Source organism: Moritella viscosa (assembly GCF_900120065.1).
Classification (GTDB): domain Bacteria; phylum Pseudomonadota; class Gammaproteobacteria; order Enterobacterales; family Moritellaceae; genus Moritella; species Moritella viscosa.
This window is the reverse complement of record NZ_FPLG01000112.1, coordinates 1-25,470: the sequence shown is the minus strand read 5'-3', so window position 1 is coordinate 25,470 and position 25,470 is coordinate 1. Positions and strand designations below refer to the sequence as shown.

The window sequence follows — 25,470 nt, the reverse complement described above, 5'->3', positions numbered from 1 at the left end:
GGGCAACGCTCAATTTAAGCTTGAACTAAGCCTGTAAATTGATCGAAATAATCTGGGAACGTTTTTGATGTACAGCCTGGATCATTAATCGTTACAGGTGTATCACTTAATGCAACTAATGAGAAACACATAGCCATACGGTGATCGTTATAAGTATCAATGGCAGCATGAATTAATTGCGCAGGAGGTGTGATTTTAATGTAATCATTACCCTCTTCTACTTCTGCACCCACTTTACGTAATTCTGTCGCCATCGCCGCTAAGCGATCAGTTTCTTTCACGCGCCAATTGTATACATTACGAATAACCGTTGTACCTTTTGCAAACAATGCGGTTGTTGCAATTGTCATTGCTGCATCAGGAATATGGTTCATATCCATATCAACAGCATTTAATTCACCCACTTCAGCTTCGATATAACTATCAGCCCAAGTGATTTTACCACCCATTGCTGCTATCACATCTGCAAACTGGATATCACCTTGGATTGATTTTTTACCAATACCCGTTACACGGATCTTACCACCTTTAATTGCCGCTGCTGCAAGGAAATAAGACGCAGAAGAAGCATCACCTTCAACTAAAAAATCACCAGCGGCTTGATATGTTTGCTTACCTTTAATGGTAAACGTCTGATAATTATCATGACTTACTGATATACCAAATTGCTGCATAATGTGAAGAGTAATCTCGATATACGGTTTAGATACAAGTTCACCAAGGATCTCAATCGTCGTATCATTCTCAGCCAATGGAGCAGCCATTAAGAATGCAGTCAAGAACTGACTAGATACACTGCCGTCAATCTTAATATTACCGCCTTTCAAGCCAGTACCTTTAATACGTACTGGTGGATAATCTTCATTTTTCAAATAAGTAACATCTGCGCCAGCTTGACGTAAACTATCCACTAAACTGCCAATTGGACGCTCTTCCATACGCGGTTCGCCGGTCAATTCAAACTCACCTTCGCTCAAACATAACGCTGCACATAATGGACGCATTGCCGTACCTGCGTTACCTAAAAATAACTCAAGTTTTTCATCTACAGAAAATGCACGACCTAAGCCAGTTACTGTACAAATTGTTTTACATGCAGAAAGATCATACTGCACACCTAATTTTGTCAGTGCGTTTAACATATGACGAATATCATCACTGTCTAATAAATTTGTTAATCGCGTTGTGCCTTCAGCCAGCGCTGCAAGTAGCAATGCTCGGTTTGAAACACTTTTAGAGCCTGGTAAGTTAATAGTACCAGATACTTTACTAATTGGTTTTAATGTTAATTTTTCCATAAATTTATTCACTTAATTTTTAATTAATACAACGAATAGTCGCTAGCCTTACTTGCTATGCGTCTAACTCCGCCAACACTGTCAGTAGCGCCTGCATGAATGTTTTATTTTCCAATTCAGTACCAATACTCACTCGCAAATGCTTTGTTAAGCCATAACCAGCAACAGGACGAACAATTACGCCCTTATGTAATAATGCCTGGTACACAATAGCCGGTTCTTGAACAAGTTCCACGGTAATGAAATTACCTTTAGACGGAATATAATCAATACCCTGCTCACTGAAAAATGTTTCTAACACAGCCCGTTGTTCATTATTTAACGCCACACTCGCGGTTAAAAAATCATGATCAGACAATGCCGCTTGCGCAGCCGCTAATGCAAAACTATTACAATTAAATGGCTGACGAACGCGGTTTAAAATATCCGCTATATCCGGATGTGACATGCTATAACCGACACGTAAACCCGCAAGGCCATAGGCTTTAGAGAAGGTACGTGTAATGATTAGATTTGAAAACGTATTTAACCAAGTAATTGACGGTGCTTGTAGCTCTTTATCTACGTATTCAAAATACGCTTCGTCCAATACTACAATTACGTTTTCTGGTACTTTATTCAAAAAGTCATACAAGGCTTCAGCTGTTAAAAACGTACCAGTCGGATTATTTGGATTGGCAATAAAGATAAGACGAGTATTATCTGTAATTGCGGCCAACATTGCAGGTAAATCATGACCCCAATCTTTGGCAGGTACAGCCACCCCCCTTGCTCCAATCGCTTGTGTCACTAATGGATAAACCACAAACGCATGCTCAGCAAAAATAACTTCATGCTCAGGCGTAACAAAACTGCGGGCAATAAGTTCTAGCACATCATTTGAACCATTACCTAAAGTAAATTGTCCTGGCGCAAGATCGTATTTATCTGCTAGCGCTTGCTTTAGATAGTAGCCATTTGCATCTGGATAACGGGTGATACCCGATAGTTCTTTCTCTAATGCAGCTTTAACTAATTCACCAACACCCAATGGATTTTCATTCGATGCTAATTTAACAATATCTGTTAACCCTAGTTCACGCTCTAATTCATCAGTCGGTTTTCCCGCTTGATAAGGGTGTAAACCTTGTACCCCTGTATTTGCTAAAGCAAAAAAATCACAACTCATAATAAATCCTTGTAGACGGCACTCTTATGTAGTTAGCACGCTTGTCATCGACATTAATCATGCTCAACACATTTTTCCATTGCCTTTAAATACGTATTAATTGTTCTATTGCTAAGAACGCTTTCTTATCTATTCACGATTAACGCTGTTGACGTTCAAATTTTTCCATAAAGCCAATAAGTGCTTTCACCCCTTCGATTGGCATAGCGTTATAAATACTTGCGCGCATACCACCAACAATACGGTGACCTTTTAATGCCATTAAATTCGCATCTTGAGATTGTTTTAAGAACGCAGCATCTAGATCACTCAATGCTAATGTAAACGGCACATTCATTTTTGAGCGGTTACCCGTCGCTACGTTGTTACTGTAGAAATCGCTGCTATCAATATAGCCATAAAGTAGCTTGGCTTTTTCTGCATTAATTTCTTCAATAGCAGACAGACCACCTTGTGCTTTTAACCACTTGAACACAAGTCCTGCTAAATACCAAGAATAGGTCGGCGGTGTATTAAACATCGAGTCATTTTCAGCCATCAACTTATAGTTAAAGATTGATGGGGTTTCTTGTTTGGCTTTATCGAACAGATCATCACGTACAATCACTACCCCCAAACCTGATGGGCCGATGTTCTTTTGCGCACCCGCATAAACAATACCGAATTTACTAATATCTAATGGTTTAGAAAGGATATTTGATGACATATCAGCAACAAGCGGAATATCACCTGTGTCAGGGATATCATTAATTTCAATACCTTCGATAGTTTCATTCGGACAATAGTGTACGTAAGCCGTTTTTTTGCTTGATACTTGCCATTGTGATGCAGGTTTAACTGCAACAATACCATCGGTACTTGGCATTAGAATATTGGATTCATTAATCTGGCAGTATTTCTTACCTTCAACAACCGCTGATTTTGACCATTGGCCAGTTAATAAATAATCTGCTTCAGTTTTATCACCAAGGATATTCAGGGGCACAGCAGCAAACTGACCGCGACCGCCACCTTGTGAAAAGATAACCTTGTAGTTGTCTGGAATGGCTAATAGATCACGTAAGTCTTGCTCTGCGGCAGAAGCGACAGCCATGTAGTCTTTACTACGATGACTGAGTTCCATTACCGATACGCCGGTATTATTCCAATTAATAAATTCTTTTTGGGCTTGTTCCATCACTGCATGTGGCAACATTGCGGGACCAGCGCAAAAATTATAAGTCTGACTCATATCCATAATCCTTGTTAACAAAGCAGCTTAAACGTTTTAAACCCTTATTGAATGACTATCTAATGTAAGCCATTAATGTTGTTTTTCAAAGCAATTATTTAATTACCTTTATCGCCTTCTTAGGCAAAGCGGATCTCGCGAAAAAGATAACTATTGTGCCGATAGCCATTGATAACATAGCCAATCCAAACTGAGCGTCACTCCCTATTCCCATTATGAGTAAAAACAGACCTATAACAATAAGTAATGAGCCAGTGAACATCGATACACGAGGATGTGTACTAACAAAATCAGTCTGTTTAGCCGATGCCTTTAAACCTTGATATTTATGCGAATGCTTTGCTGCTTTACGTTTATGTTTTCTTGTTGACATAACACACTCCAAAATTGACGAATTTAATATGCTATTGATTACTTTAAATAATTATGATTTAAGATAGCCATGGACTTACAGTCCTTTTACTCCCTCGATAATATCCATTGGTGTTAAAGCGTAATTATTCTTAGTATAGGTTTTTGCTGACATAGCGTGAGCGAGACTTGCCGTAATTGTCGCATTTATTATGCAGTATTCTTGCGCTAACAATGCCGAAATCAATCCCGTTAACACATCTCCAGATCCACCTTTACTCAGAATGTTACTTCCCAAAGGATTGATGTATATAATATTATTATAGGTGATAAGCGAGTTCGCGCCTTTTAACAACAGCACAGTTTTGGGATAATTTACAGCAAAGAGTCTTACATACTTAAATCGATTATTTTGCAGTTCTGCTACGGTTATTTCTGCAAGATTGGTTAATTTCAACAGAGAGCAGAACTCTTTAGGGTGTGGCGTTAACACCACATTCTCATGATTTAAAACCGTTAGAATAATTTCGTCATGAAATAAATCTGCATCAACAACTTTTGGAATCTCAATATCTAAAATCTGTTCTATTTCCGCTTTTATAAATTGGCCAAGTCCCATACCAATTGCGATCGCAGTGCATTTTTCAGGCAGGGTATGCTGTCGCATAATATGAAACGGTATATTTACATCTGCGTCTGTAATCACAGTGACCAAACCTGTGCCAAATGCAAAAGCGGCTTCCGCTGCAATGATCCCCGCCCCTGTTTTATTACCTAAAATGACGCTTAAATGCCCAAATGACCCTTTGTGCGAGTTTTGCTTTGTACGTAATGGCAATTGCATATCAGAGGGTTCTAAAAGATAGGTACTAGTTGTCGTTTCATAAAGACTACGGTGCACACCTAAGTCACTGACAATAATATGTCCCGTATAATCTTTCGCAACGTCACTGTAAAGTTGCGTTTTTAACGCTCCCATAGTGATGGTTATATTAGCGCAAAAACCGACTGTCGTTACTTCGCCCTGCTTGTTTATCCCCGAAGGAATATCACAAGCAATTTTATGCCCAGGCCGAGAGTTTAGTCGAGAGATCAGACGTTGCGACTCGTCATCCAGATCTCTGTTTAATCCGGAACCAAAAAGACAATCGACTATGACATCAGGCGCGTGTTCAAGTGATAGTTCGGATAAGCCACCGATGATCTTAATACCTAAAAGGCTGGCTCTTTTATATTGCAGTTTTGCCATTGCAGATTTCACATGATACGGCACAAGCATACTGACATCGTATTGAGAGTATAAAAGTCTGGCAAGCGCTATTCCATCAGCACCATTATTACCTGAGCCGCAAACGATAAGTACCTTTTCATTATTTGAAAACTTACCGTGTATATATTGCATCATCGACGCAGCGGCATGCTCCATCAGTAAATCTTCACTTAACCCAAACAGATCAACACATCGCTTATCTAAAGCGTTCACATCATCAAATACCTTTTGCATTCGTTACTCCATTATTGAACGTCTTTAGACAAGTATGCTTTATGATCAGCCTGCTTGCTTGTGTTTTAATGATCTTCGATTAAGGCTACCAAACACATTAATTAATGCGCCCAGAATAATTAAACTGCCTCCAATCCAAGTCCACAGAGAAGGTACTTCGCTAAACAATAACCAACCGAATATAATTGAGAAAACAACTTGCACATAAGAATAAGCCGTCGCTTTGCTCGCTACTTCTGTTTGCATCGCTTTGGTTAATCCCACCTGCCCTATTTGGGTGAAAATACCAATAAACATTAACAATACAAACGCTTCTATATTTGGCACAACAAAGTCATCACCAAGTAAGATTAATGACAAGGGTAATGCAACGAGTGGAAAATAAAATATAATCACAGAACTATCTTCAGTACTACTAAGACGCTTAACAATCACATAAGCAATCGCACTCCCCAACGCACCCAGCAGTGCAACTGCAACGCTGAATAAAGGTAAGTCGGCAGTCCCTGAAAATGTCAGGCTTGGGCTAACAATAAGTAATAGCCCTATAATACAAAACAGAATGCAGATAATAGTCGAGCGTTGAATTCGTTCTTTAAGAAAAATCAAGGCGAGTATTGCCGTAAATACGGGATGTAAATATTGTAAAATAGTGGCCTCAGCTAAAGGCAGAGTCGTCACTGCGAAATAAACACAGATGAGGGCTAATGAACCAACAGCACCACGCGCCATGAGTAATTGTTTATTATTACCCCAAACAGATATACGCTTACGACGCACGTCCACGTAGCTAATTATTAATGAAACCATTGCTCTTGCTGCCACAATTTCAAAAACAGGAATATCATAAGTACTGACTAATTTAACAAAGCTCGTCATAATCGAAAAAGCCAATGCTGACATCAGCATGAACCTTACACTAACAGGAATATTTTTTATAAATTGAACTGGCATAGGGAGTGATTAACTTCAGATGGTTAGAAAAAATGATCTTATAAAAGAAATTGCGTAAATGAAAGTAGTTTTAAATATTAACGACTACAGTTTAGGGTTATGTTTGCGTATACTGCGCGATTAAATTAATACCAACACTAATACAAAGATGGTGCAACAAAATGATTATTTTTACCACGAACTTAGGTGACATCGAAATTGAACTGAATATGGAGCAAGCGCCAGTCACGTCAAAGAACTTTCTACGCTATTGCAAAGAGGGTTTTTATGAAGGCACTATTTTTCATCGCGTGATTAAAGACTTCATGATCCAAGGTGGTGGTTTTACTGAAAAAATGCAGGAAAAGAAGACTCGTCCAGCCATTGCTAACGAAGCTAATCGAGGCCTCAAAAATGTGATTGGTTCAATCGCAATGGCGCGTACCGATTCGCCACACTCTGCAACAGCCCAATTCTTTATTAACTTAGATGACAATGATTTTCTTGATCATACGGCAACGACAAACGCTGGCTGGGGTTACACGGCATTTGGTACTGTTACCGCGGGAATGGATGTAGTTAACATGATTGCATTTTCAAGAACGACAACAGTAAAAGGTCATGAAGATGTACCGAGCGAAACTATTATAGTTAAAAAAGTAATCATCAAATAATGCATTAGGATGCCGTAACTTAATGATGGCATCCTCGTATTATCACTTAGAGTAACTACATCCCTATCTCATGATTCAATCAAACTCTTGTTGCTGAGGTAGATCATCAGTGATGTCATGCCATGCAGCCTTACTCCCCACGTAAACATGTCGTGTTGCTTTGACTTTTGGATCGGTATCGAGCGTCCCAAAAGGGAAACCAAGTATGTCAGGGTAAGCATCAAATTTTGTAAACAGACTCGAACCACATTCAGCACAAAAACCTTTATGTTCACCAGGTGAAGATTCGTAAAACTTAATGAATGTTTCACCTTCAAGAGTTTTCCAACTCTCGGTTTTTATCTTGGCTCTGGTTCTAAATGCCGACGCGTGTAATTTACGGCACATACTACAATGACAATTGAGTACATCGTCAAATTCGCCATCAATTTCGTATTGCACTTTATTGCACAAACAACTTCCTTTGTTGATCATCATTCTTCCTTAAATTTATAGATTACATAATTCACTGAGGTGTTTAATTTGTTGATAATGCCCCGTATTTTCTCCACCTGATGCATCAGGCCTATACCAAATCGCATTCAATCCAGCCTCAATGGCAGGCTCTATATCGCGATGTAATATATCACCGACCATGGTAACGTCGCTTGCATCAACACCAAGCGCTTCTACCACAGCTTGATAATAAGCCGCGGTTCCCTTACCAATACCTAAATTTGATTGGCAAAAAAATTCTAATATGTACCCTGCAAGCCCAACGCGTTCAAATGCAGATTTAATATCCTCTTCACTTGAGTCCGCAGCACCAGTCGCGACATAAAGTTTACAACCCTGTTGCGACAGTAAAGCCAACGTATCATGTGCCCCGTTTATCGCTTCAACATGCTCCCAATTACACATCTTACCTTTCATATGCGCTGGATTAACCATTAAGGTATCACCCCAATCAAACAGATAAATCTTAGCCATCATGCACTCCTTTCCGTTTAATCGTTTTGTGCTTATTCTTTACGATAGAGGGTATATTAAGCTTTACATACAATAACATGCACAAGTTTATCGACACTCTCACCAGTATTACTTAAACCATGTTCAGTAAATTCATGGACACTTTCAATGTTAAAACCCACTTCGCGTAGAAGATTACAAGCACTAGAGTCATCATACAATTCAAAACCATACTTCACAAAAGGAAGGTTTTTCATAAACTCTCGGTTTCCGAAAGCAATACAGAAAGTGCCGGATGGCTTCAATACTCGTCGAATTTCAGAAAGATGTTCATAAGGTTTGTCCCAAAAATATAAAGTGTGAACTGTAAACACCTTGTCAAAGTAACCAGCTTCGAAAGGAAGATCCGCTGAGTCACCACACTCAAATTTGGCAACCCCTTTTCTAACCTGATAGTCATTAAGCCTGCTAGCCTCGGCAACGAGCGCTGTTGAAATATCAATTCCCACATAATTAATGCCTTTGGCTTCTTGCAAGATTTCCTGCACGAATGCCCCATTACCGGGTCCAATTTCTAGCACCCTATTGTCGTCATTTAATTCTAATAGGTTTATGCATTCTCGATTAAGGTTATAATTTGCCTTATTCATACTAATACCAACTTCAAGCGCTTTATCTCCGCTCGGACATCGAAGTTGAGATGCTAAATGTTCAGGTTCCATATTGAACGTCCTTATAAATCATCAACAAAATTTAAGTATGCTTTACCGCAATCACTGAAAAAGTATGCCAATGCTTGATTTTTCCTATGGCCGTTTGCCCTTTTTCATCACGCTCATGAAATTCTATAATTTCAAATTCGCCAAACAAATTCAAGACTTGTTGCTTGTTCATCGGGTTTGTTGCACTACGATACCCTTTAGCCCAGCTATCATTTACACCCATAAAATCACCAGCAAACACACCACCTTTGGCTAAGCTAGATGATATTTTTATCCATGTGTTTTGAAAATCGCTAGGTTCGGCAAAATAAAGACTAGAGTGAGCTAAAACCAGACCATTCTTTGGGTAGTCATAGTCCTCAAAACTATCACGTGATATTTCGACCAAAGCATTATCAACAAAACGTTCATGACAAATTGCTAACGCATCTTCATTAATATCAAAACCAGAAACTTGATAGCCTAAATCACTCAGGTAATGAATATCACTTCCTATTCCGCAGCCACAATCTGTTGCTGTTTTATAATTAGATGTGTTTAGCTTCACCGCGGATTCTGTGCTTGGTCTATGTTTACGTATTAACGCCTTTTCGTAATATTGACGCCAAATATCTGCATTTTTTTCCATAAAGTCTGCTTATTTACTCTTGCTCAAGGCCATTATCATGATTAAAAGATCATGACGTGATCGACTAAATATTTAGACCCGTCCATCAAGTTATCCATGATAGGCGTTGCTATCTCCCACAATTCTGCTTCTGACATACTTTCAAACGTCATGTTATATCCTTATTTTTGTGTCAGAATCATTGAACTGAAATATATCATGGCAGTGCCCGAAAGCCTTTGAACCCAATTTCCTATTCTGGTATTTTTAGCCGATGATTTTATTTTCTCTATTGCTAAGGTTACACCGACAAACCACATAAATATGATGCTTGCATGAATTAAAACTAACGAAAATGCATTTAAATACGAAAAGTTGTCGGGTGATATAAATTGAGGAAAGGCCGCTAAATAGAACATCGACACTTTGGGATTTAGGATTTGAGTGATAAACCCTTCATTAAAATAACCAACTCCGTTCTTCTGAGCATTGATTTTTTTATTCGTTTCGGTATCGCAGCTCTTTGTTTTGTAAGAGCTAATAATTGCCTTTACACCGATATAAAACAGATACCCAGCACCGAGTATTTTAATGATGAAAAATAACTCTGCTGATTGCATCAATAATGCAGAAAATCCGAAAATAGACAGCGCGCCATGAAAGAAGGTTGCCGTGGTTAATCCGAAAATATTCAAGATGGAAGCTCGCGGCCCCTGTGACGACGCAGTTTTTAAAATCAACACGCCATTTGGGCCTGGTGATACAACTAAAAGTAACGCGATCAAGCTAAAAGCTAATATGTCATTCACTATTATTTACTCCTTTTTAGTGTCTATAAAAATATTCCTTCAATAACCAGTACACTTTGTAATATCGGTCTTCTAAGATAGGACGTTAACTAACGTCTTTACAGCCGGACTCAGCTGCAAGTTTCAACTCCCTAAGGGTATGAGGTAAGCCTTTGCTAATCCCAGTTCCGATCAAACGGCCAAATATTGGGGATAACAACCCTGTAAAAGACACCTTATGTAAAACAGCTGTATCTTTACCATTAGGTTCCAGTACATGCTCAAAGGTCATTTTACACAATGGCAAACGGCTAGTTACTGTGAATAATTTGTCTTTCACAACTTCCGTGAGTAATATTTTAGATTCAGGACCGTTTACAGGTTTTAATTTACCCATTGATCCAACTTTAAATGGTCCATCGATAGATGCACTTTTAACATCAGGATCCCATGATGACCAAGCGTCCACATTTTCATAAATCGCGAATATATTTGCAGCCGATGCATTAATACTTATTTTATGTTCAAATTCCATTCTGATTCCACTTGTTAATTTTTAGCTGTCATAATCTCTGTCACAATTTCAGTTTTGACCGAATTGGCGATGAAGCACTGTTGATGCGATTGATGATGCATTTTTTCAAGTTGCGCTATCGTCGGTTTTTTATCTCCCGAAAACTCAACATAAGGTCGAAGTGTTACCTTTGTCATTGAAATATTACCGTCACTGTCTTTTCCCATTATTCCAACAGCATCATCTATATATGAATCGACTACATACTTTCGTTTAGCTGCGATAGATAAAAAGAACAACATATGACAGCTAGAAAGGGATGCAACAAACGCCTCTTCAGGGTCTACATTTGCTTCGACAGAATAAGGTAAAGGTACAACGTGAGGAGAAGATGAGGCTTGAACAACTACGCCACCATCAAAGATCCATTCATGCCCTCGGCTGTATTTGTTATCAACATAACTTTCATTGTTATCTCTAACCCAATTAATTTTGGCAAAATACTCTGACATTTTAACTCCCTGTAAATAGTTTTATATGACCTAAATTCCAATAAATTCGCTATGTAAATTCAACTAGTGCAGACTTGTAAGCATTTCGAGCCTAAAAACTTAAGTACCTATCCATTCCCCCAAACAATGCCAATAGTTCTAAACCATATTTACTTTTAAATTCATCACAGGCATATACAAGCTCCAATTCGTTTGCAACGGTTAACTCGCAAAATAGATTAGCTAGCTCGGCGGATAAGATAAATGAAGATTGAGTAAATCGGTCTGTAAACTCAATGGTTACTGACTTACCAAATTGAGGGAAAACATAATCGCGATCGCACGAACAATATAAATATACCAAAGCCTCTGCGTCATGACCGATAACAGCCGAAATCTCTTCACGTTGTGATAAGGAAACCATACTGTCTTCAAAACCAGCGGTACCATATGCAGCATGAAACAATCCGGCCGTTCTCAGCATTCCATTAGCCCCCCAGTGCGCAAGTATTGATTCAGTTCCTTTTAAATGCGCCTCTAACGAACCATTTAGATGCTTAAAATCTCCGGCACCTAACGATTCTAATGCCTTAAATTCTTTATCCATACTGGCTCCCTTCACTCAAATGATGTTTATAACAAAGTTATTCATTTTTTAGTTCGTCAATAAAATTAACAACTTGCGTAAGTAAAACATTCACCGTCAATTCAATGCTATCACTTTGGCTCTGACTAACATGGAAAAAACCACCTTGAATCGATAGCTGACTTACCTCTAGTTCTTTTACAGATAACTTATTTAACCAATATGGCGCTAATGAACATTGAGCGGAACCCGTAGCAATATCTTCATTAATCCCGATGTTAGGAGGAAAATACCTAAGTACATAACCACCTGCTCCTTTTTGAGCTGTTATGATTACGGCGTGGTACTGACTGAAACTTTTTATAACATCAAAGTCAGGTACGAAGTCACGAACTTGCTTTTCACTATCCAGCACTAAAACCAAATCCCTTGTGCTGAATATATCAATGGCTTCCAAACCAAGTAATTTACTGTATTTTTTCAATTCGGGATTATATTCTGACTGCCAGCTTGGCATAGTCATCGTATAACCATAAGTACATTTTTTGACTGAAATCACACCGTGCTTACTAACAAACTGAATATCAAGATCATGGTCAGGATCCATTTCGAAAATAGCGGCTGCAGCGGCTAAGCTACCATGTCCACATAGATTAATTTCGACACAACCCGCAAACCAACGGATCTCATAACTATGTTCGATATAAACAATAAATGAAGTAACAGGTTGACCCAAGTTACGTGAAATAGTTTGTAATTCATGGTCTGGTAACCACGATGTTAGCTTAACAACAGCTGCGGGATTACCCATTGCGTTGTCACCAGTAAATACATTCAGTATATGTGCGTCGATAATCAATTCCTCCAATACATTAATGCCCAGTTAAATTATAAATCAGATACAAGCTTCCGATCAGCTGGATGGTTAACCCCATCATTAGTGACTATATCCTCGATATCAAAAGGATTAACGCCCTCGAGGCAACCAATGTTAAAACCATATTCACTTGGGTTCGAACGGCGTTGATGATGTGTATAAATGCCACAATTAGAACAGAAATAGTGTTTAGCTGTATTGGTATTAAATTGATACAAGCGCAGAACCTCAGCACCTCTAATAATACGAATACCACCAAGATCGACAGACCCTACAATGGCACCTTTCCGACGACAAATAGAACAGTCGCAACGCCTAGGCTTTTCAATGCCATTAGGTAACGATAATTCAAGCTCAACAGAACCACAATGACAGGTTAATTTATGCTTAGGCTGAATCTTAGCCTTCCCTACTTGCTTCAACATATTTAGAACTTCCCTATAAAATTAATACCGATGACTTTATTAACAGGCTATTTCAAATCGAATGAAGGACATTAATAAATCGGTGTCTATATCTTTAGACAATGTGTAATCTTGCTCCACAATATTTGATACTGACGACTTCCAAAAATGAAGCGCATCAACATTTTCAAGTAACACTCTAATCTGCCATTTCCCTGGGAATGACTGGGTTACTAACTCAAAAGCCTTCTTTCCGATACCTTTGCCTTTGAACGTTCGTAAAACAAAAAACTGTTCGATATCGTTAATAGATAAATCTAAAGGGTATTTACGAAGTAACACAAAACCAGCTAATTCCGAACCAGCATAAATAAAATAAGGAACGTGATCATCCTTATCCCAATAAGCATCAAATTGTGATTTATTAAAACCGAACTGACCATTTTCATGCAGAGACAACGCCAAAAAATAAGACATATCATAAACGTAATAATGAAATAAATTTTCTAATATGTTTCGATGCTCTTTCTCAATTTTAACTAATGAAACGTCCATACACACCCTATTCGTGAACACTCGAACAATAGCTAACAAGCGCAACCTTGAGCAGCCTCTGCTACAACTAAATTTACCGTAGATCGACCAAACCTTATAATAATGTCTAATCTTCTTTTAATGTGGCAAGTAATAATTCTCGTAACCTTGAAACCATAGATGAACAATTCTTATTTTTACTGTGCTATTTCCGCTGCCACAAAAGCCATTTCTATTTCATTATTTTGACTGTTCACTATGTTGAACCCAGCGTTTTGGTATGTTTTTATTGCACTTAAATTCGTTTGATACACCGTTAAAATAAGCGAATTACAGTTAAATAGTTTGAGATGACGCTTTGCTAAATCAAGTAATTTAAAAGCAATCCCTAGACCTCTGTTCTTGTTTACTACGTACATTTGGATGATTTCGACTTGTTTCGATGTTGAAGGAGTCAGTCCACACAAACCAACCAACTCGCTACCAATAAATGCACCTAACATAGCGCTATTTTTGCTTTCTTCTTCAATGAGCTTTTCAAAGTACAATTGAGGTAACTTAACTTGTTTTTCGTATCTCGAACCGAAACATTCAGGATGCAATTTCAAACTTTCTAATCTCAATTCACGATATACACGGCTATCCTCAGCCTCCAACACTCTACAATATACTTCCATATAACCTCGTTAAACACTTACCAACTCTACCTTGTCACCATCTACCAATATCACTTGCGCATTACTGAAAGGGATAAGATTAATCGCATCCATGTAATTTGACATTATTTTTTGCGTACTTTCTTGAAACGGAAAGTTTGTATAATGCGGTAACGGGTAAAAATCAATGACACTTAAAGAAGAAAAAGAGACTAGGTCTGCAACAGCGTTAAAGTCATCCATCTCTTTTACATATTCAATATTTGGAGACAGGATTACTGACCCCGCAGATTCGCCAATATACGGTTTACCTCGGTTAATTTGTTCCTTTATTAATTCATCGGCACCCGTTCTTCTTAGCTCTTTAAGCAAGAAAAATGTATTTCCTCCACTGATATAAATAAAGTCATTACTTTCTAGCTTACTTGATATTTCATTTTTTGTAGCTGTAGAAATTTCTAACACATCAATAATTAAACCTAGATCTTGCAACACCTTTTTACCTGTATCCACATAAAAAGTGACTTCTTCATGAATACTCGCTGTAGGGATGAATGTAACAGTCTTCCCCTTTAGCTCAGTTTTTTCTGATTGAACAAATAACTCGACTACATCAGTAAACGATGACGTTAAAAACAATCTTTTCATTACTTTTCCCTAAAACTAAACAAGATAATCCAGCTTAAAACTGAACGCATGACTAATTTAAATGACTGCTTCGCACACAATCATTAATATTATCAGTCATTTGTCATACTGTTACATTACTTTCTATAATTTCATTTAATAACGCAGGAAGCCACTCGCCCGCATTTCCTCTAAAGACCACCACTTCTATTTTTGAATCATGCTTTTTTCTTCTTCAGTCCACTGTGCTGCAAAAACCTCACAATCGGTAGCGCAATTAACCAAATAGTATTTCTCTAACCATCGAGCAGGCGTTGACCTTTCTACGCCAAAAAATCCTTAAACGCTCGGTACAATGGCTTCTTCACTCTTTTGCCAAATTTGATAGCAATAGTTAATATTCGATTCAAATTTTTGCTCAAACGCTAAACTAAATGAATCAGGAATTTCAGGGAAAACAATATCGTAATCGGTAATATCATCTAACTGTCTTAAAGCACTCTCAATTGAAGAGAAAACCATTACATTTTCATCCTCTGAAACAAAATCAGATCGTGATATTACGGCGTACTTACGATTTGGTAGCGACCCCATAGACTCAAAAGTTTTGCGTCCAACTAAAAGACATTGATTATATGTCATGGCTTTGAATAAAAGTTGCTCACCTTTGGTTCTCCATGGAATATCAGGGCCATTGCCGATGATGCCGTTCTGAGACTTTGCAGCCATTAATGATAACTTCATGATTAATCCTTTGGTGAATACCTAATTATGCTCGACTAGGATTTTTTGATAACAACATAAACACTTTCGAATTAAAAAAGAAGACATTACAAAAATACACCTTTACTTACAGTACCTTATTATACTTTAATCTAGTTGTATTGTTTTAAATTTAGTGTCATTTATAATCTGCCCATCAAAATAATCCATAATAAATATAAAGGTAAATAATGAAATCTATAACTGTACTTGGTGCTTTAGCTACAATCGTATTAACGACACATGTTCAAGCAAACCAAGACGTCTCAGGCTTCTACATTGGTGGTGGTTTAGGCTCGACATTTAGTGATTCTGATAGCAGTTCATTTTATTCTGATACCCATGGTAGTACACTAAAACTTATTGGTGGTTACCAGTTTAACCGTATCGTTGCAATTGAAACTCAATATACAAAATACGGAGATGTAACACCACTTCGCAACGAAAATGACTATAAATGGGCTCCCAGTACTATATCTCTAGCCGCTAATCTTGGTTACACTTTCCAAAATGGCTTACGTCCTTTTACTACAATCGGTTTGTCATCACTAAACCTAAACCAAACAACAAAAAAAATAGACGATAACAATGCCACAGCCGCACGTTTGGGACTCGGTTTAGAATATACACCAGCTAATTTATCTAATATAAACTTCCGTGCAGGTTATGAAGCTGATGCTTTCACACTTAATTCTCCTAGTAAGTCTGATACTGATGTTATTTTAAGTTCACTATACCTAGTTAGTCCGATTCAAATCTGACGATAGCCTACAGCGAACAGTAGGCTATCACTCTCATTAGTCGTTCTTAAATCCCCTCTTATTCTTTCGATAACCCATTCATAGACGCCATATATCTCATATCCTTTCCATAGCGATAAACCAACTCGGCTGATATTTAAATCGATCTCAAGAAAGTATGTAAATAAAGTAAACAATGTAAAGTAGTGCAATGTAAACAATGTAAATGATAACGATTCCCATTTACATTGAGTGTTAGAATGCGGATCTCATATACAACACATAACGAGACAGATAATAATATGAAATTAAAATTATTACCTTCGGCAATAGCCATTGCACTAACATCATTTTCAGCAATTTCAGATGATGGAAGTATGGTTGTCACTGCAACAGCTTTAGAGCAGCTGGTTCAAACTGAGATTAACGCTGAAACATTAGAGCAAAAACAAGCTTCCGACATCAAAGATATTTTAAACACGATGCCAAGTGTTACAGTTGATGGTAATGCCAGATACTCACGTAAGGTATTTATTCGAGGAATGGAAGACAAGTTCGCTGTTGTCACTATTGATGGCGCTCGTCAGGAAGGTCAACTTTTCCATCACTCCGGCGACCAAACTATCGATCCAGCCCTTTTGAAAGTGGCTGAAATTGAGCTCGGTGCTAATTCTGTACTTAATGGTTCAGGAGTCATCAACGGTTCGTTCAGCTACGAAACAAAAGACCCAAACGACTTACTTCAAGGTGATGATAAGTTTGGCACTCGTATCAAGACGAGTTATCAAAGTGCATACGAACGAACGGGCGTTGACGTTGCCGTATACACAAAGCTGAACGACAAGCTTCAGTTTATGGGTATCGCGAACTACTCAGAAGATGGCGACCTGTATATCCCAAACAAAGAGGATATTAGTTCCAAACAAGGCGAGCTAAAATCAGGCTTAGCAAAAGTCGTTTTTATTCCAAATAACAGTAACGAATTCAAGCTAATGATAAACCACTATAGTGATGGTGGTAAACGTCAACTTTCAGGTGAAAAGAGCGGCTCCTTATATGCAGACCAAGAGCATAATTACAATTCTATCAACCGAGATACGGTAACGCTTCAACACCACTACAACCCAGGCAATGATCTCGTTAATCTAAAGAGCAATCTATACTACAACCGCCAGTACATGAAACGCGACCCGCTGACAGATGACATTTGGCAAAAAGATGCTAACGGAAAATGGATCACAGATGGTCAAGTATCAATCCCAAATCGCGAATATAATGTAACAACAATCGGTGGTGATATTCGTAACGTATCTTGGATTGCTGATCATGAGCTAACATATGGCGTTGACGGTTACACAGCAAAACAATGGATTGATGCCGAGAGTGGCGAAGTACTCTCGGGCTCACAAAAAGGTGAAACTAAAAAATATGGTTTCGATGGCGGTAAGATTACAGCTTATGGCCTTTACATCCAGGACTCATTCGAAATTAACGATTTCCGTTTAACTTCAGGACTACGTTACGATATCCATAAACTTGGTGGTCTATATTCTGGTACGGTTGACCAACTTTCTCCAAAATTCAAAGGGGAATACCAAGCAACAGATGATCTACGACTACGTGTAGGCTATGGTCGTTTATTCAAAGGTGCTTCATTACCAGAAGCCTTAATGATAGGAGATCCAAGTAAGGTTACCCAAGGTGATACAAAGGCCATGACGGGTAACAACTATGAAACAGGCTTCGATTACAATTTATCTAACTTACTTGGGGCTGACGACTCAATAATTGGGTTCACTGCGTATAAGTATAACCTTGATAACCAAATGCACCCAACTAAGAACACTAGTTTAACTAACAAGTACGATGCTGAAGTATGGGGTATCGAAACTGTATTCACTTACAAATTAGAAGACCTTAGCATTTATGCTAACCACTCATATTCAGATGGCGATCAGAAGAACCTTAAAGACAACACTACTAGCCATATGAATAAAACAGGTATTCATAATATCAAAGCTGGTTTCAATTATGGCCTGAGCGAAGAGATCGTGTTTGGTTGGGATTCACGCTTCGTTCTAGGTAACGAATATACCGATGAAGAAAATGAAAAGGTTAGTCGATCTGGATTTGGTGTTCACAACATGTGGGCCGCCTACAACCCTACGTTTGCGAAAGACCTAACTATAAATCTTGGCGTAGACAACTTATTCAACAAGCAATATGCAGAACATACAGGCTTCGGTATTTCTTGGGGCTCAGATAAATACACCAGCTACGAAGTCGGTCGTAACTTCAAAGCAAGCCTTGCCTACGCGTTCTAATAGCGAAAGGTCTTAAATACAAGAGTGATGAAAAACTAAGTTTACAGACATATGTATACTTATAGATAAGTTCATACTTGAATTTGAGTTAATACCCCCTTCTACTTATGCAGAAGGGGGACTTCATTCATTTCAATACGGTCTAATTTTTTATTTCAAAGACAGCACATCTACATTTTCTGCAGGTGCTACTACCAACAATTTTCACTTATTTTCTTTGACATATTATAACCACTAATAGCAAAACCAACTTCCTGATATAACTTTAAAGCCCTTTGATTGTGGTAAGCAACTCTTAGTTTTATTTGTTCAATGCCAATTGATTGCAGTTGTAATTCAAGCGCCTTAATTGCCAACTTTCCATAGCCGTTATTACGGCTATTAGGGAATATGAAAAAGTCATAAATAAATGTGGATTTATCACTTACCTTAATCGAGTGCCATAAATAGCCAACAAGGTTCGATTCTGATTCAATACACAGCAGATCGTGTTCATTGGTTTCCAATCCCTTAGGAAAACAACGTATTAGGTCTTGCTGAGCTAATTCGACAGCCCGGTCCATTGAGTGACCATAATTTTTAGAAATCTCATGGCTGTAATCGTCAATGAAATAATCACAATACGCGGGATATTCATCTGATGTCATTGGTCTAAGTTGGATCATGCCAGCTCCTATTAAAAAGTGATTTCCTGCAAGTCTTGCTGTGGCAATGTACTATATCACCGACTTTTCCTGATATTTCGAATTTAACTAAGCCACTCCCCGACTGCGTCACCCATAGTTAATCCTTGCGCACCTTTCATCCACAGCATGAAATTACGATCAAACTTAAAATTTTCGCCACACTTTAACTTAAAGAACCGACGAACATTTTGCCTGTTCTTATAAGATGATGTAATCAAAGTACTGTTAGAAATAGTATCTTTATGCCAATCAAATTCATCCATGTTAAATCTGTTTCTCCAACCAAACTGAACTTATGTAATAACCGTCTTTCTTCGCGTATTCATTAAATATACCGATCTCTCTGAATCCAAAGCGTTTATGTAAAGCGATAGATGCATCGTTAGGCAAAGCAATACCAGACAAAGCACAATGAACGTTTTGTTTTTTTAACGCCGTAAATAGTCGATTATATAGCGATGAACCGACCCCCTTACCTTTAGCGTGTTCATCGAGATAGACAGTCACTTCCACCGTATCCTCAAATGCTGATGCAGGCCTATATAATTGAGAGCAAGCAAACCCTAAAACTAACGTATTTTCAACCGCTACATAAATTTGATGTTTTGAATCTAGCTTAAACAGCTGAAACCATTCGAGCCTATCTTCATAAGAAAATATCTGTTCTTCGAAACGAGCATTTGTGTTGATAATGTAGAAGTTAAAGATGTCCGTAATAGCGGGTACATCGGATAACTCGCCAAGTCTAATGTCCATGTTATATCCTTATGCTCGACAGTCTTCAATTTCGATTAAAAGATCAGTAACACCAACATCAATATCTAACTGATTTAAAATGGTACTTAGCTGGCCTCGATGATGGGTTTGGTGATTGAATAAGTGACTCACCAACGCACCAAAGTTTCTTTCACTAACCGCACCAGCTGTATTCGAGTACACAAAGGTATCCTCAAAGTCGTCACTTTTAACTTCGTGTGATAACCACTCAACAATCGATAAATCGACCAGTTCGCGTACTTACTTTAAAGAGGCCAGATCTGAATACAACATATCGCTCAACCCATTTGGCCGAGGCAATTCTGATAACTTATTCAGTGATAAATAACGCATTGAAAATGATAAAAACCGTTTAAGCCAAATCAAGTCCCCTACCAATATATGGTTGAGAGTACCTAAAATTGATTTAAAAAACGCAGACTTATCTTCAATAAGAGCTTCAGGTTGCAAAAACTCAATAGATTCATAAATCGGACAATTCATTCGTCGATTGTAGTTTGCTAATAATAGATAGTGTTCAGTTGATAACATGGAAACTCCTTTATCCGTAAAGAAATGCTTGTACAACCACCTATACCTTAATGAGTACACAATAACACTATGCGCATAACATCATGTTTATGCAACAAAAAGGTTACCCTGCAGTGGATTTTAGCTAGATAAGCTTAATTTAGCCCTACTTTTATAGGCTATATCCGTTGTTCACATTGAGTTCCATAGGAACATAACGAATGCCATTTATACTTAACTCCTCCGACATAGCTTTAAACCCTACTTTCCCATAAAAGCCAAGTGCATAAATTGATGCTTTGACTCGAATCAACCTTGCACTACTAACTTGCTTCATTTCTTCGACTAGTCGTTTAGCGACACCAAAACCATGATATTCAGTTTTAACATAAAGATGACCGATGTAGTTCTCTTCCCGCCAAGCTATATAACCGATGATTTCGTTACCAATAGTAGCTTTAACCGCCGAGTAAATTTCGGGATTTTTCACCTGTTCGATATCAGCCTTAAACGCAATTCTAATGGCTTTTTGACCTTCTGCATTAAGTAGAGGTACAACATGTTCTTCATTAACTGATTCACCTAATTCAAAGATCAAATCTAGATCCCTGTGAGTCACTTTTTCAAAAGTAAATTCCATTTTATCTCCTAGTACATAACGTCCAAATACCCACAAGCAATATCATATTTCACCTACCAAGACCAACCACTTTAGAGGTGGGCCATGTTAATCCAATTCTAGTTAGAGTCCGCGAACACCTAGCCGAAAGGCGAATATAATAAGGATCATTATAAATAACAAAATAAAAAGATTTATGACAAAAACAATTCCGTTATTAAGTTTAATATTAGGAATATCGGCTGCGATATAGTTCAGCATGTTCGATGCAATACTCACCTGCAAGTTCAGCTTTAACCTCTCCAGAAACGACCATTTCCGGTAGCTTTCCATAAGCAAAAACACTCAGTTCCTCACCAGATTCTAAACAAGTAACCCATATCGTGATTTTACGATAACCATCAGGTTCGTTGATTCGCTCCAGTACATCTATTAACTCTAGCTCATCGTTTGTCACTTCAAAAACTTGCCCTCTAACAGGCTGGCCTTTACCTGGATTTAAAATCAACCAAGGCGAAAAACGCTCACCGACCAAATAAAGTGGATAACTTTCCTTAGTATCAAAATTTTGACGATAACGAATTCCTTTATTTGTTTTAAAATTAGGGAAACTTTCTTTCAAAGTTCCAAATACGAAGACTTTGTGCACGAAATACTCCCTATTCCTAACGCTTAGCTAGAAGCCAAATACAGTGGACTAAAATGGGTCGAACAGCCTGCTGTATTGAGTCCTTTTGAAGGACTTATTATGTGAATTGATAACGACTACTTCAAATTTAAAGCTTCTGAAAAAGAAACAGCTGTAGCTTTAATCTTTCTCATTAAGCGTACATTTCTACTATCATATGAAGCTATACATCTCTCTGAGGTATCAAGACTACGTTTTTTTATTTCATCAGCTATCGCCCATTGCCAACCAGCATGATATTTAAATGTCTTATTAGCTAATTCTGTACATAGTTCAATATCACTAAATCCCCCTACGCGTTCATCAGGTTCACCTAAAAATACGGTGCATGCACTTAAACCCATAACACTAGAACACAATAACAATTTACAACCTTTCATTTTACTTTCCATTTTTGATATTAAATTTGTACCGATGATGATGAGCATAACGCCAAGTACCCTATCTAATCCATTGTAACATAAACATTTAAGCTAAATCTAACCAAAAACGCCGAGCGTTTAAGCCCCCTCTGAACGCCTTGTTTACATTTGGTATCGGACTACATCAAAACTAATAAATACGCATCCGACAAACTCATTTTGTGTTTTAGGATATACAAACTTTCAAACGGATATGCGCATTTTAGTGAAGTAGTTCTGACTTGATCTCGCGACCACAAAGGGGTTTCATTTTTGTTACATCTCTCTACTGTTTTAGTAGGAAATCAGACGCAATTTCCCAATATTCCTCTAACGAAGCTTTGACCAATTCCATTTGTTCTCCATATATAAACACTGCTAAAATGATTCAATATTTTCCTTTTTAATCAATTTTCGATATTGGCTCGGTGTTTCTTTCGTATATTTTTTAAACACTTGGTTAAAACTAGACTTAGAGTTAAAACCACAGTCATAAGCTATATTAATTAATTTTTCACATATTGGTCGTTCTTTCATTTCTTTAATAACAGCTTCAACTCTTAATTGATTTATTAATTGATAAAAGCTACCAGATGAATGAAAAGTTAATAACTCAGATAGCTGATGCCTACTTATTTTCATTTTTTCTGCAAGCTGCTGTTGATTAAAATCAGGTCGTAAGTAATGTTTATTTGTATTTAACTCTTGATCAAGCCTTTTTAATAAGTTTTGCTGTGCCATTGTATTTGGCTCTTTACCCTTTGAAGTAGGATTACTTTTTATATTTACCGATATATTTAAACGTCCAATAGGTGTTCCTATACGTATTAATAAATAGGTTATATAAAATATTCCGGCCACAGTTGATAAATCACTTAAAGCAAGTAAGTCATGTGATTTTTCTAGTTTCATTAAAACTGCTGTAATAGATACAATAAAAACACTAAATATCATCAAATAAGAAATTATCAACACCGTAAATAACCAGCAGAGTTGATTTAAACTATTTTTATCTCGCTGTTGTAACCAGAATTTAAAAACATACCAGCTGCTAAACACCAAATAGACACAAAAATGAACTGCTGTTGCTAGTGGAATAAAAGAAAATCTATCATCGAAAGGTAGCATTGATACCTGTTGTAAATTACCTGCTTGCATTGAGAAAAAAGACGATAGTTCGTAAGGCGATATTGCAGTATGCCCCCAAAAATACACTAAAAATGGTAATAGGTGTATCGCGTCCATTTTATTAAAGTGACGGTCTGAATTTATCATTTTTATGATAAAAGCCATCAAAACAGGGCCAAGTAATAAGTAACTATTTAGGCTTTTCCAAATTGTTACTAATAACATTGAGGAGTCAAATAAACCACTATCAATATAAAAACTAACACACATATTAATTGAAAGTAGTGATAAAAAAAATGCAAGAATTCTACTCGGCCCAGAAAAGCCAAAAAGGTATATAGATTGTATTATTCCTTGAATGCAACCTAATGCAACTAAATTACTAAAACTGAACAAAACAACTCCTTAATTTATCTTTCACATGTCCAACCCGGTCTATTTACACCTATACAACAAAAATATAAAACATATAAAATCAACCACTTGACCGTAAAAGTAAAATATTTAATCTATATTGGCCTATTTCGACGCAAAGCCTTTTAATAAAATATAACATGCAGTTCAACACCAATAAAACAGAGATAAAATATGAAAACAAAAATCGAATTAACGTTAAGTTACATTGTTTTTTCAATAGCCTTAATCTACGGTACTTTAGTATTTATTAAGTTTAATTTTCAATTTACACCAACCCAAATGAGTTATCCAGGTATGGTCATAGCATTCTTAATGTCTTGCATGCTAAATATAATCAAGTTGAAAGAAAACTCAATGAGCTCACGAATACACTTTGCTTCTGTATTTGCCAACATCCTAACTTTTAGCTACGCCACTGCTTTCGCAATACAAGACCCTTGGATAGGGAAAGTAATAACGACTATTTTGATGGGTTTCATTTTAATATTTTCTGTCATCAAACTGCTTCAGCTAAAAATGTAACTAGCAGGTCCTCCGCTTGATGTTAGAGAGTTCAAACTAACGCTTACTTAAGTGGAAAAATATAGTTGGCTAAAATATTGAATAAAGTGAAAACAGCCGACTGTATTTTCCATTTGAAGTTCTTATTGAGCGAAGAAACTACGCGGCAGAATAAACAAACCTGTGTTCATACTTGCCAATAGTATCACTATTATGGTGGTATCTTATTGGAGTATGACGTATTAACCCTATTTAAAATATTAATCCAAAACACCTGAATTTTTGAGATGCTCCTCAAGTCTAATTAGTTTACTAAATGCAACTAACCCGAACATGCCAAATGTCATACCAATTACACCGAATTCGTATCCACTAATGCCAAATGCTTCCATATTCATTATCCCTCTAAATTTTACAATATAGCTAAACCTAAAAGCCTGCTAACGCCTCAATAAGAGTCCTGATTTATTGAGGCGTTATGTTACGACTAACCACCTAAAAATATGATTTCATTATTAATTTTTAAATATTTTGAGCCTTAAGTCTGCCAGAAAGCCAAATATAGAAAAACGAAATACATAAAATTGATTCTATGACGATAGCGCCAATAATATCGCTACCAACAAACCCTCGATTTAACTCATACATTCCACTAAAAGCTAAACCAAGCATTGTCACACCGATACTTAAACAAATAGCCTGCCTAGCTTGGGTGTTAGGGATGTTCCGCCCAAAGAACATTAACACGCTAATACCTAGCATTAATATAGCTGCACGGCGGGAAATAAAGTAAGCAGCCTCTGTTCCTTCGACACCGAGATCATTCAAAAATGAATGCGCGGAAAAGAAAAGCAAGTAAAATAAGTAAAAGCAAAGTAATGAAGTAAACGTGCTCAATATTTTAAATTTATTCATAAAATCTCCATTTTTAAGAAAATCAATTATAAGTATACAGTTCTAAAATTTTAATTTAATAGATATCCATAATAGACACACACAAAAAT

35 protein-coding genes are annotated in these 25,470 nt (G+C 37.3%); 4 read left to right on the top strand and 31 right to left on the bottom strand.

What is annotated here, in order from left to right; genetic code table 11:
• Positions 1-14: 14 nt before the first annotated feature.
• From aroA to BT797_RS17695, 6 genes are all read right to left on the bottom strand, one after another.
• Entirely contained in the window at positions 15-1,298 is a 1,284-nt protein-coding gene (aroA, locus tag BT797_RS17720) for a 3-phosphoshikimate 1-carboxyvinyltransferase (RefSeq protein WP_045110732.1), read from the bottom strand.
• A gap of 55 nt (positions 1,299-1,353) precedes the next feature.
• Complete coding sequence (hisC, locus tag BT797_RS17715; RefSeq protein ID WP_075473053.1) at positions 1,354-2,466, bottom strand: histidinol-phosphate transaminase; 1,113 nt, start codon at positions 2,464-2,466, stop codon at positions 1,354-1,356.
• A gap of 139 nt (positions 2,467-2,605) precedes the next feature.
• The gene (gene serC / locus BT797_RS17710) at positions 2,606-3,697 is read right to left on the bottom strand and encodes a 3-phosphoserine/phosphohydroxythreonine transaminase (protein WP_075473052.1); all 1,092 of its coding nucleotides are present in this window, start codon (positions 3,695-3,697) and stop codon (positions 2,606-2,608) included.
• Positions 3,698-3,791: 94 nt separating this feature from the next.
• Positions 3,792-4,070 (bottom strand): hypothetical protein, encoded by a 279-nt coding sequence (locus tag BT797_RS17705; RefSeq protein ID WP_075473051.1) that lies wholly within the window; start codon positions 4,068-4,070, stop codon positions 3,792-3,794.
• A 75-nt stretch (positions 4,071-4,145) separates the two neighbouring features.
• A complete protein-coding gene (locus BT797_RS17700; protein WP_075473050.1) occupies positions 4,146-5,552 on the bottom strand; it encodes a bifunctional ADP-dependent NAD(P)H-hydrate dehydratase/NAD(P)H-hydrate epimerase in 1,407 nt (468 codons plus the stop codon).
• 45 nt (positions 5,553-5,597) lie between these two features.
• Complete coding sequence (locus BT797_RS17695) at positions 5,598-6,461, bottom strand: DMT family transporter (RefSeq protein WP_211705534.1); 864 nt, start codon at positions 6,459-6,461, stop codon at positions 5,598-5,600.
• A 206-nt stretch (positions 6,462-6,667) separates the two neighbouring features.
• Here BT797_RS17695 and BT797_RS17690 point away from each other — a divergent pair, with 206 nt between their 5' ends.
• On the top strand, positions 6,668-7,159 hold the full coding sequence (locus BT797_RS17690) for a peptidylprolyl isomerase (protein WP_075473048.1): 492 nt from the start codon (positions 6,668-6,670) through the stop codon (positions 7,157-7,159).
• Positions 7,160-7,234: 75 nt separating this feature from the next.
• Here BT797_RS17690 and BT797_RS17685 read toward each other — a convergent pair whose 3' ends face one another.
• From BT797_RS17685 to BT797_RS17620, 14 genes are all read right to left on the bottom strand, one after another.
• A complete protein-coding gene (locus tag BT797_RS17685) occupies positions 7,235-7,612 on the bottom strand; it encodes a GFA family protein (protein WP_244534222.1) in 378 nt (125 codons plus the stop codon).
• A gap of 36 nt (positions 7,613-7,648) precedes the next feature.
• Positions 7,649-8,131, bottom strand: a complete 483-nt coding sequence (locus BT797_RS17680) for an HAD family hydrolase (protein WP_244893728.1) — start codon at positions 8,129-8,131, stop codon at positions 7,649-7,651.
• 53 nt (positions 8,132-8,184) lie between these two features.
• Positions 8,185-8,829, bottom strand: a complete 645-nt coding sequence (locus tag BT797_RS17675) for a class I SAM-dependent methyltransferase (protein ID WP_045110741.1) — start codon at positions 8,827-8,829, stop codon at positions 8,185-8,187.
• A gap of 31 nt (positions 8,830-8,860) precedes the next feature.
• A complete protein-coding gene (locus BT797_RS17670; protein WP_075473046.1) occupies positions 8,861-9,457 on the bottom strand; it encodes a methyltransferase domain-containing protein in 597 nt (198 codons plus the stop codon).
• A gap of 161 nt (positions 9,458-9,618) precedes the next feature.
• Positions 9,619-10,245: a LysE family translocator gene (locus tag BT797_RS17665; protein WP_075473045.1), complete on the bottom strand. Its 627-nt coding sequence runs from the start codon at positions 10,243-10,245 to the stop codon at positions 9,619-9,621.
• Positions 10,246-10,330: 85 nt separating this feature from the next.
• Positions 10,331-10,759 carry an SRPBCC family protein gene (locus tag BT797_RS17660; RefSeq protein WP_075473044.1) on the bottom strand — a complete coding sequence of 143 codons (429 nt, stop codon included), beginning with the start codon at positions 10,757-10,759 and terminating at the stop codon, positions 10,331-10,333.
• Positions 10,760-10,773: 14 nt separating this feature from the next.
• A complete protein-coding gene (locus BT797_RS17655) occupies positions 10,774-11,250 on the bottom strand; it encodes an OsmC family protein (protein ID WP_075473043.1) in 477 nt (158 codons plus the stop codon).
• Positions 11,251-11,341: 91 nt separating this feature from the next.
• Positions 11,342-11,836, bottom strand: coding sequence for a DUF6817 domain-containing protein (locus BT797_RS17650; protein ID WP_075473042.1), 495 nt, complete (start codon positions 11,834-11,836; stop codon positions 11,342-11,344).
• Between the two features lie 37 nt (positions 11,837-11,873).
• Positions 11,874-12,674, bottom strand: a complete 801-nt coding sequence (locus tag BT797_RS17645; RefSeq protein ID WP_244534221.1) for a PhzF family phenazine biosynthesis protein — start codon at positions 12,672-12,674, stop codon at positions 11,874-11,876.
• 29 nt (positions 12,675-12,703) lie between these two features.
• Positions 12,704-13,117: a GFA family protein gene (locus BT797_RS17640; protein ID WP_075473040.1), complete on the bottom strand. Its 414-nt coding sequence runs from the start codon at positions 13,115-13,117 to the stop codon at positions 12,704-12,706.
• Positions 13,118-13,156: 39 nt separating this feature from the next.
• Positions 13,157-13,651 (bottom strand): GNAT family N-acetyltransferase, encoded by a 495-nt coding sequence (locus BT797_RS17635; protein WP_075473039.1) that lies wholly within the window; start codon positions 13,649-13,651, stop codon positions 13,157-13,159.
• Positions 13,652-13,827: 176 nt separating this feature from the next.
• Positions 13,828-14,307, bottom strand: coding sequence for a GNAT family N-acetyltransferase (locus BT797_RS17630; protein WP_075473038.1), 480 nt, complete (start codon positions 14,305-14,307; stop codon positions 13,828-13,830).
• A 9-nt stretch (positions 14,308-14,316) separates the two neighbouring features.
• Positions 14,317-14,934 carry a Type 1 glutamine amidotransferase-like domain-containing protein gene (locus BT797_RS17625; protein ID WP_075473037.1) on the bottom strand — a complete coding sequence of 206 codons (618 nt, stop codon included), beginning with the start codon at positions 14,932-14,934 and terminating at the stop codon, positions 14,317-14,319.
• 318 nt (positions 14,935-15,252) lie between these two features.
• Positions 15,253-15,657: a dihydrofolate reductase gene (locus tag BT797_RS17620; protein WP_075473036.1), complete on the bottom strand. Its 405-nt coding sequence runs from the start codon at positions 15,655-15,657 to the stop codon at positions 15,253-15,255.
• A gap of 209 nt (positions 15,658-15,866) precedes the next feature.
• Here BT797_RS17620 and BT797_RS17615 point away from each other — a divergent pair, with 209 nt between their 5' ends.
• Both BT797_RS17615 and BT797_RS17610 read left to right on the top strand, forming a co-directional pair.
• On the top strand, positions 15,867-16,436 hold the full coding sequence (locus BT797_RS17615; RefSeq protein ID WP_075473035.1) for a porin family protein: 570 nt from the start codon (positions 15,867-15,869) through the stop codon (positions 16,434-16,436).
• 281 nt (positions 16,437-16,717) lie between these two features.
• Positions 16,718-18,739 (top strand): TonB-dependent receptor domain-containing protein, encoded by a 2,022-nt coding sequence (locus BT797_RS17610; RefSeq protein WP_075473066.1) that lies wholly within the window; start codon positions 16,718-16,720, stop codon positions 18,737-18,739.
• A gap of 191 nt (positions 18,740-18,930) precedes the next feature.
• On the opposite strand, the gene BT797_RS17605 is transcribed toward BT797_RS17610, so the two are convergent.
• From BT797_RS17605 to BT797_RS17570, 9 genes are all read right to left on the bottom strand, one after another.
• The gene (locus BT797_RS17605) at positions 18,931-19,404 is read right to left on the bottom strand and encodes a GNAT family N-acetyltransferase (protein ID WP_075473034.1); all 474 of its coding nucleotides are present in this window, start codon (positions 19,402-19,404) and stop codon (positions 18,931-18,933) included.
• Positions 19,405-19,487: 83 nt separating this feature from the next.
• Positions 19,488-19,688, bottom strand: a complete 201-nt coding sequence (locus BT797_RS17600; RefSeq protein WP_075473033.1) for a DUF6434 domain-containing protein — start codon at positions 19,686-19,688, stop codon at positions 19,488-19,490.
• Between the two features lies 1 nt (position 19,689).
• On the bottom strand, positions 19,690-20,181 hold the full coding sequence (locus BT797_RS17595) for a GNAT family N-acetyltransferase (RefSeq protein WP_075473032.1): 492 nt from the start codon (positions 20,179-20,181) through the stop codon (positions 19,690-19,692).
• 9 nt (positions 20,182-20,190) lie between these two features.
• The gene (locus tag BT797_RS24320; RefSeq protein ID WP_244534219.1) at positions 20,191-20,364 is read right to left on the bottom strand and encodes a DinB family protein; all 174 of its coding nucleotides are present in this window, start codon (positions 20,362-20,364) and stop codon (positions 20,191-20,193) included.
• Positions 20,365-20,442: 78 nt separating this feature from the next.
• Complete coding sequence (locus BT797_RS24315) at positions 20,443-20,733, bottom strand: DinB family protein (RefSeq protein WP_244534218.1); 291 nt, start codon at positions 20,731-20,733, stop codon at positions 20,443-20,445.
• Positions 20,734-20,884: 151 nt separating this feature from the next.
• A complete protein-coding gene (locus BT797_RS17585) occupies positions 20,885-21,352 on the bottom strand; it encodes a GNAT family N-acetyltransferase (RefSeq protein WP_075473031.1) in 468 nt (155 codons plus the stop codon).
• 208 nt (positions 21,353-21,560) lie between these two features.
• The gene (locus BT797_RS17580) at positions 21,561-21,980 is read right to left on the bottom strand and encodes a gamma-glutamylcyclotransferase family protein (RefSeq protein ID WP_045110759.1); all 420 of its coding nucleotides are present in this window, start codon (positions 21,978-21,980) and stop codon (positions 21,561-21,563) included.
• 116 nt (positions 21,981-22,096) lie between these two features.
• Positions 22,097-22,447 (bottom strand): hypothetical protein, encoded by a 351-nt coding sequence (locus tag BT797_RS17575; RefSeq protein ID WP_075473030.1) that lies wholly within the window; start codon positions 22,445-22,447, stop codon positions 22,097-22,099.
• A 351-nt stretch (positions 22,448-22,798) separates the two neighbouring features.
• Positions 22,799-23,944 (bottom strand): helix-turn-helix domain-containing protein, encoded by a 1,146-nt coding sequence (locus BT797_RS17570; protein ID WP_075473029.1) that lies wholly within the window; start codon positions 23,942-23,944, stop codon positions 22,799-22,801.
• Positions 23,945-24,136: 192 nt separating this feature from the next.
• Here BT797_RS17570 and BT797_RS17565 point away from each other — a divergent pair, with 192 nt between their 5' ends.
• The gene (locus BT797_RS17565) at positions 24,137-24,487 is read left to right on the top strand and encodes a hypothetical protein (RefSeq protein WP_045110762.1); all 351 of its coding nucleotides are present in this window, start codon (positions 24,137-24,139) and stop codon (positions 24,485-24,487) included.
• Between the two features lie 239 nt (positions 24,488-24,726).
• Here the strand turns inward: BT797_RS17565 and BT797_RS24600 are convergent, their stop codons facing one another.
• Together BT797_RS24600 and BT797_RS17560 are read right to left on the bottom strand one after the other, a co-directional pair.
• Complete coding sequence (locus tag BT797_RS24600; RefSeq protein ID WP_256597710.1) at positions 24,727-24,858, bottom strand: hypothetical protein; 132 nt, start codon at positions 24,856-24,858, stop codon at positions 24,727-24,729.
• A 130-nt stretch (positions 24,859-24,988) separates the two neighbouring features.
• Positions 24,989-25,381: a hypothetical protein gene (locus tag BT797_RS17560; protein WP_075473028.1), complete on the bottom strand. Its 393-nt coding sequence runs from the start codon at positions 25,379-25,381 to the stop codon at positions 24,989-24,991.
• Positions 25,382-25,470 lie beyond the last annotated feature (89 nt).

What these genes read in the sequence shown, in the direction of transcription:
- aroA (WP_045110732.1), bottom strand. Translation starts at nt 1,298, where the DNA reads ATGGAAAAATTAACATTAAAACCAATTAGTAAAGTATCTGGTACTATT.
- BT797_RS24315 (WP_244534218.1), bottom strand. Translation starts at nt 20,733, where the DNA reads ATGTTATCAACTGAACACTATCTATTATTAGCAAACTACAATCGACGA.
- BT797_RS17560 (WP_075473028.1), bottom strand. Translation starts at nt 25,381, where the DNA reads ATGAATAAATTTAAAATATTGAGCACGTTTACTTCATTACTTTGCTTT.
- BT797_RS17675 (WP_045110741.1), bottom strand. Translation starts at nt 8,829, where the DNA reads ATGGAACCTGAACATTTAGCATCTCAACTTCGATGTCCGAGCGGAGAT.
- BT797_RS17670 (WP_075473046.1), bottom strand. Translation starts at nt 9,457, where the DNA reads ATGGAAAAAAATGCAGATATTTGGCGTCAATATTACGAAAAGGCGTTA.
- BT797_RS17690 (WP_075473048.1), top strand. Translation starts at nt 6,668, where the DNA reads ATGATTATTTTTACCACGAACTTAGGTGACATCGAAATTGAACTGAAT.
- hisC (WP_075473053.1), bottom strand. Translation starts at nt 2,466, where the DNA reads ATGAGTTGTGATTTTTTTGCTTTAGCAAATACAGGGGTACAAGGTTTA.
- BT797_RS17565 (WP_045110762.1), top strand. Translation starts at nt 24,137, where the DNA reads ATGAAAACAAAAATCGAATTAACGTTAAGTTACATTGTTTTTTCAATA.
- BT797_RS17700 (WP_075473050.1), bottom strand. Translation starts at nt 5,552, where the DNA reads ATGCAAAAGGTATTTGATGATGTGAACGCTTTAGATAAGCGATGTGTT.
- BT797_RS17640 (WP_075473040.1), bottom strand. Translation starts at nt 13,117, where the DNA reads ATGTTGAAGCAAGTAGGGAAGGCTAAGATTCAGCCTAAGCATAAATTA.
- BT797_RS17610 (WP_075473066.1), top strand. Translation starts at nt 16,718, where the DNA reads ATGAAATTAAAATTATTACCTTCGGCAATAGCCATTGCACTAACATCA.
- BT797_RS17575 (WP_075473030.1), bottom strand. Translation starts at nt 22,447, where the DNA reads ATGCTCATCATCATCGGTACAAATTTAATATCAAAAATGGAAAGTAAA.
- BT797_RS17635 (WP_075473039.1), bottom strand. Translation starts at nt 13,651, where the DNA reads ATGGACGTTTCATTAGTTAAAATTGAGAAAGAGCATCGAAACATATTA.
- BT797_RS17705 (WP_075473051.1), bottom strand. Translation starts at nt 4,070, where the DNA reads ATGTCAACAAGAAAACATAAACGTAAAGCAGCAAAGCATTCGCATAAA.
- BT797_RS17650 (WP_075473042.1), bottom strand. Translation starts at nt 11,836, where the DNA reads ATGGATAAAGAATTTAAGGCATTAGAATCGTTAGGTGCCGGAGATTTT.
- BT797_RS17680 (WP_244893728.1), bottom strand. Translation starts at nt 8,131, where the DNA reads ATGATGGCTAAGATTTATCTGTTTGATTGGGGTGATACCTTAATGGTT.
- serC (WP_075473052.1), bottom strand. Translation starts at nt 3,697, where the DNA reads ATGAGTCAGACTTATAATTTTTGCGCTGGTCCCGCAATGTTGCCACAT.
- BT797_RS17605 (WP_075473034.1), bottom strand. Translation starts at nt 19,404, where the DNA reads ATGATCCAACTTAGACCAATGACATCAGATGAATATCCCGCGTATTGT.
- BT797_RS24600 (WP_256597710.1), bottom strand. Translation starts at nt 24,858, where the DNA reads ATGGAAGCATTTGGCATTAGTGGATACGAATTCGGTGTAATTGGTATG.
- BT797_RS17655 (WP_075473043.1), bottom strand. Translation starts at nt 11,250, where the DNA reads ATGTCAGAGTATTTTGCCAAAATTAATTGGGTTAGAGATAACAATGAA.
- BT797_RS17625 (WP_075473037.1), bottom strand. Translation starts at nt 14,934, where the DNA reads ATGAAAAGATTGTTTTTAACGTCATCGTTTACTGATGTAGTCGAGTTA.
- BT797_RS17630 (WP_075473038.1), bottom strand. Translation starts at nt 14,307, where the DNA reads ATGGAAGTATATTGTAGAGTGTTGGAGGCTGAGGATAGCCGTGTATAT.
- BT797_RS17620 (WP_075473036.1), bottom strand. Translation starts at nt 15,657, where the DNA reads ATGAAGTTATCATTAATGGCTGCAAAGTCTCAGAACGGCATCATCGGC.
- BT797_RS17595 (WP_075473032.1), bottom strand. Translation starts at nt 20,181, where the DNA reads ATGGACATTAGACTTGGCGAGTTATCCGATGTACCCGCTATTACGGAC.
- BT797_RS17585 (WP_075473031.1), bottom strand. Translation starts at nt 21,352, where the DNA reads ATGGAATTTACTTTTGAAAAAGTGACTCACAGGGATCTAGATTTGATC.
- BT797_RS17695 (WP_211705534.1), bottom strand. Translation starts at nt 6,461, where the DNA reads ATGCTGATGTCAGCATTGGCTTTTTCGATTATGACGAGCTTTGTTAAA.
- BT797_RS17660 (WP_075473044.1), bottom strand. Translation starts at nt 10,759, where the DNA reads ATGGAATTTGAACATAAAATAAGTATTAATGCATCGGCTGCAAATATA.
- BT797_RS17615 (WP_075473035.1), top strand. Translation starts at nt 15,867, where the DNA reads ATGAAATCTATAACTGTACTTGGTGCTTTAGCTACAATCGTATTAACG.
- BT797_RS17600 (WP_075473033.1), bottom strand. Translation starts at nt 19,688, where the DNA reads ATGGATGAATTTGATTGGCATAAAGATACTATTTCTAACAGTACTTTG.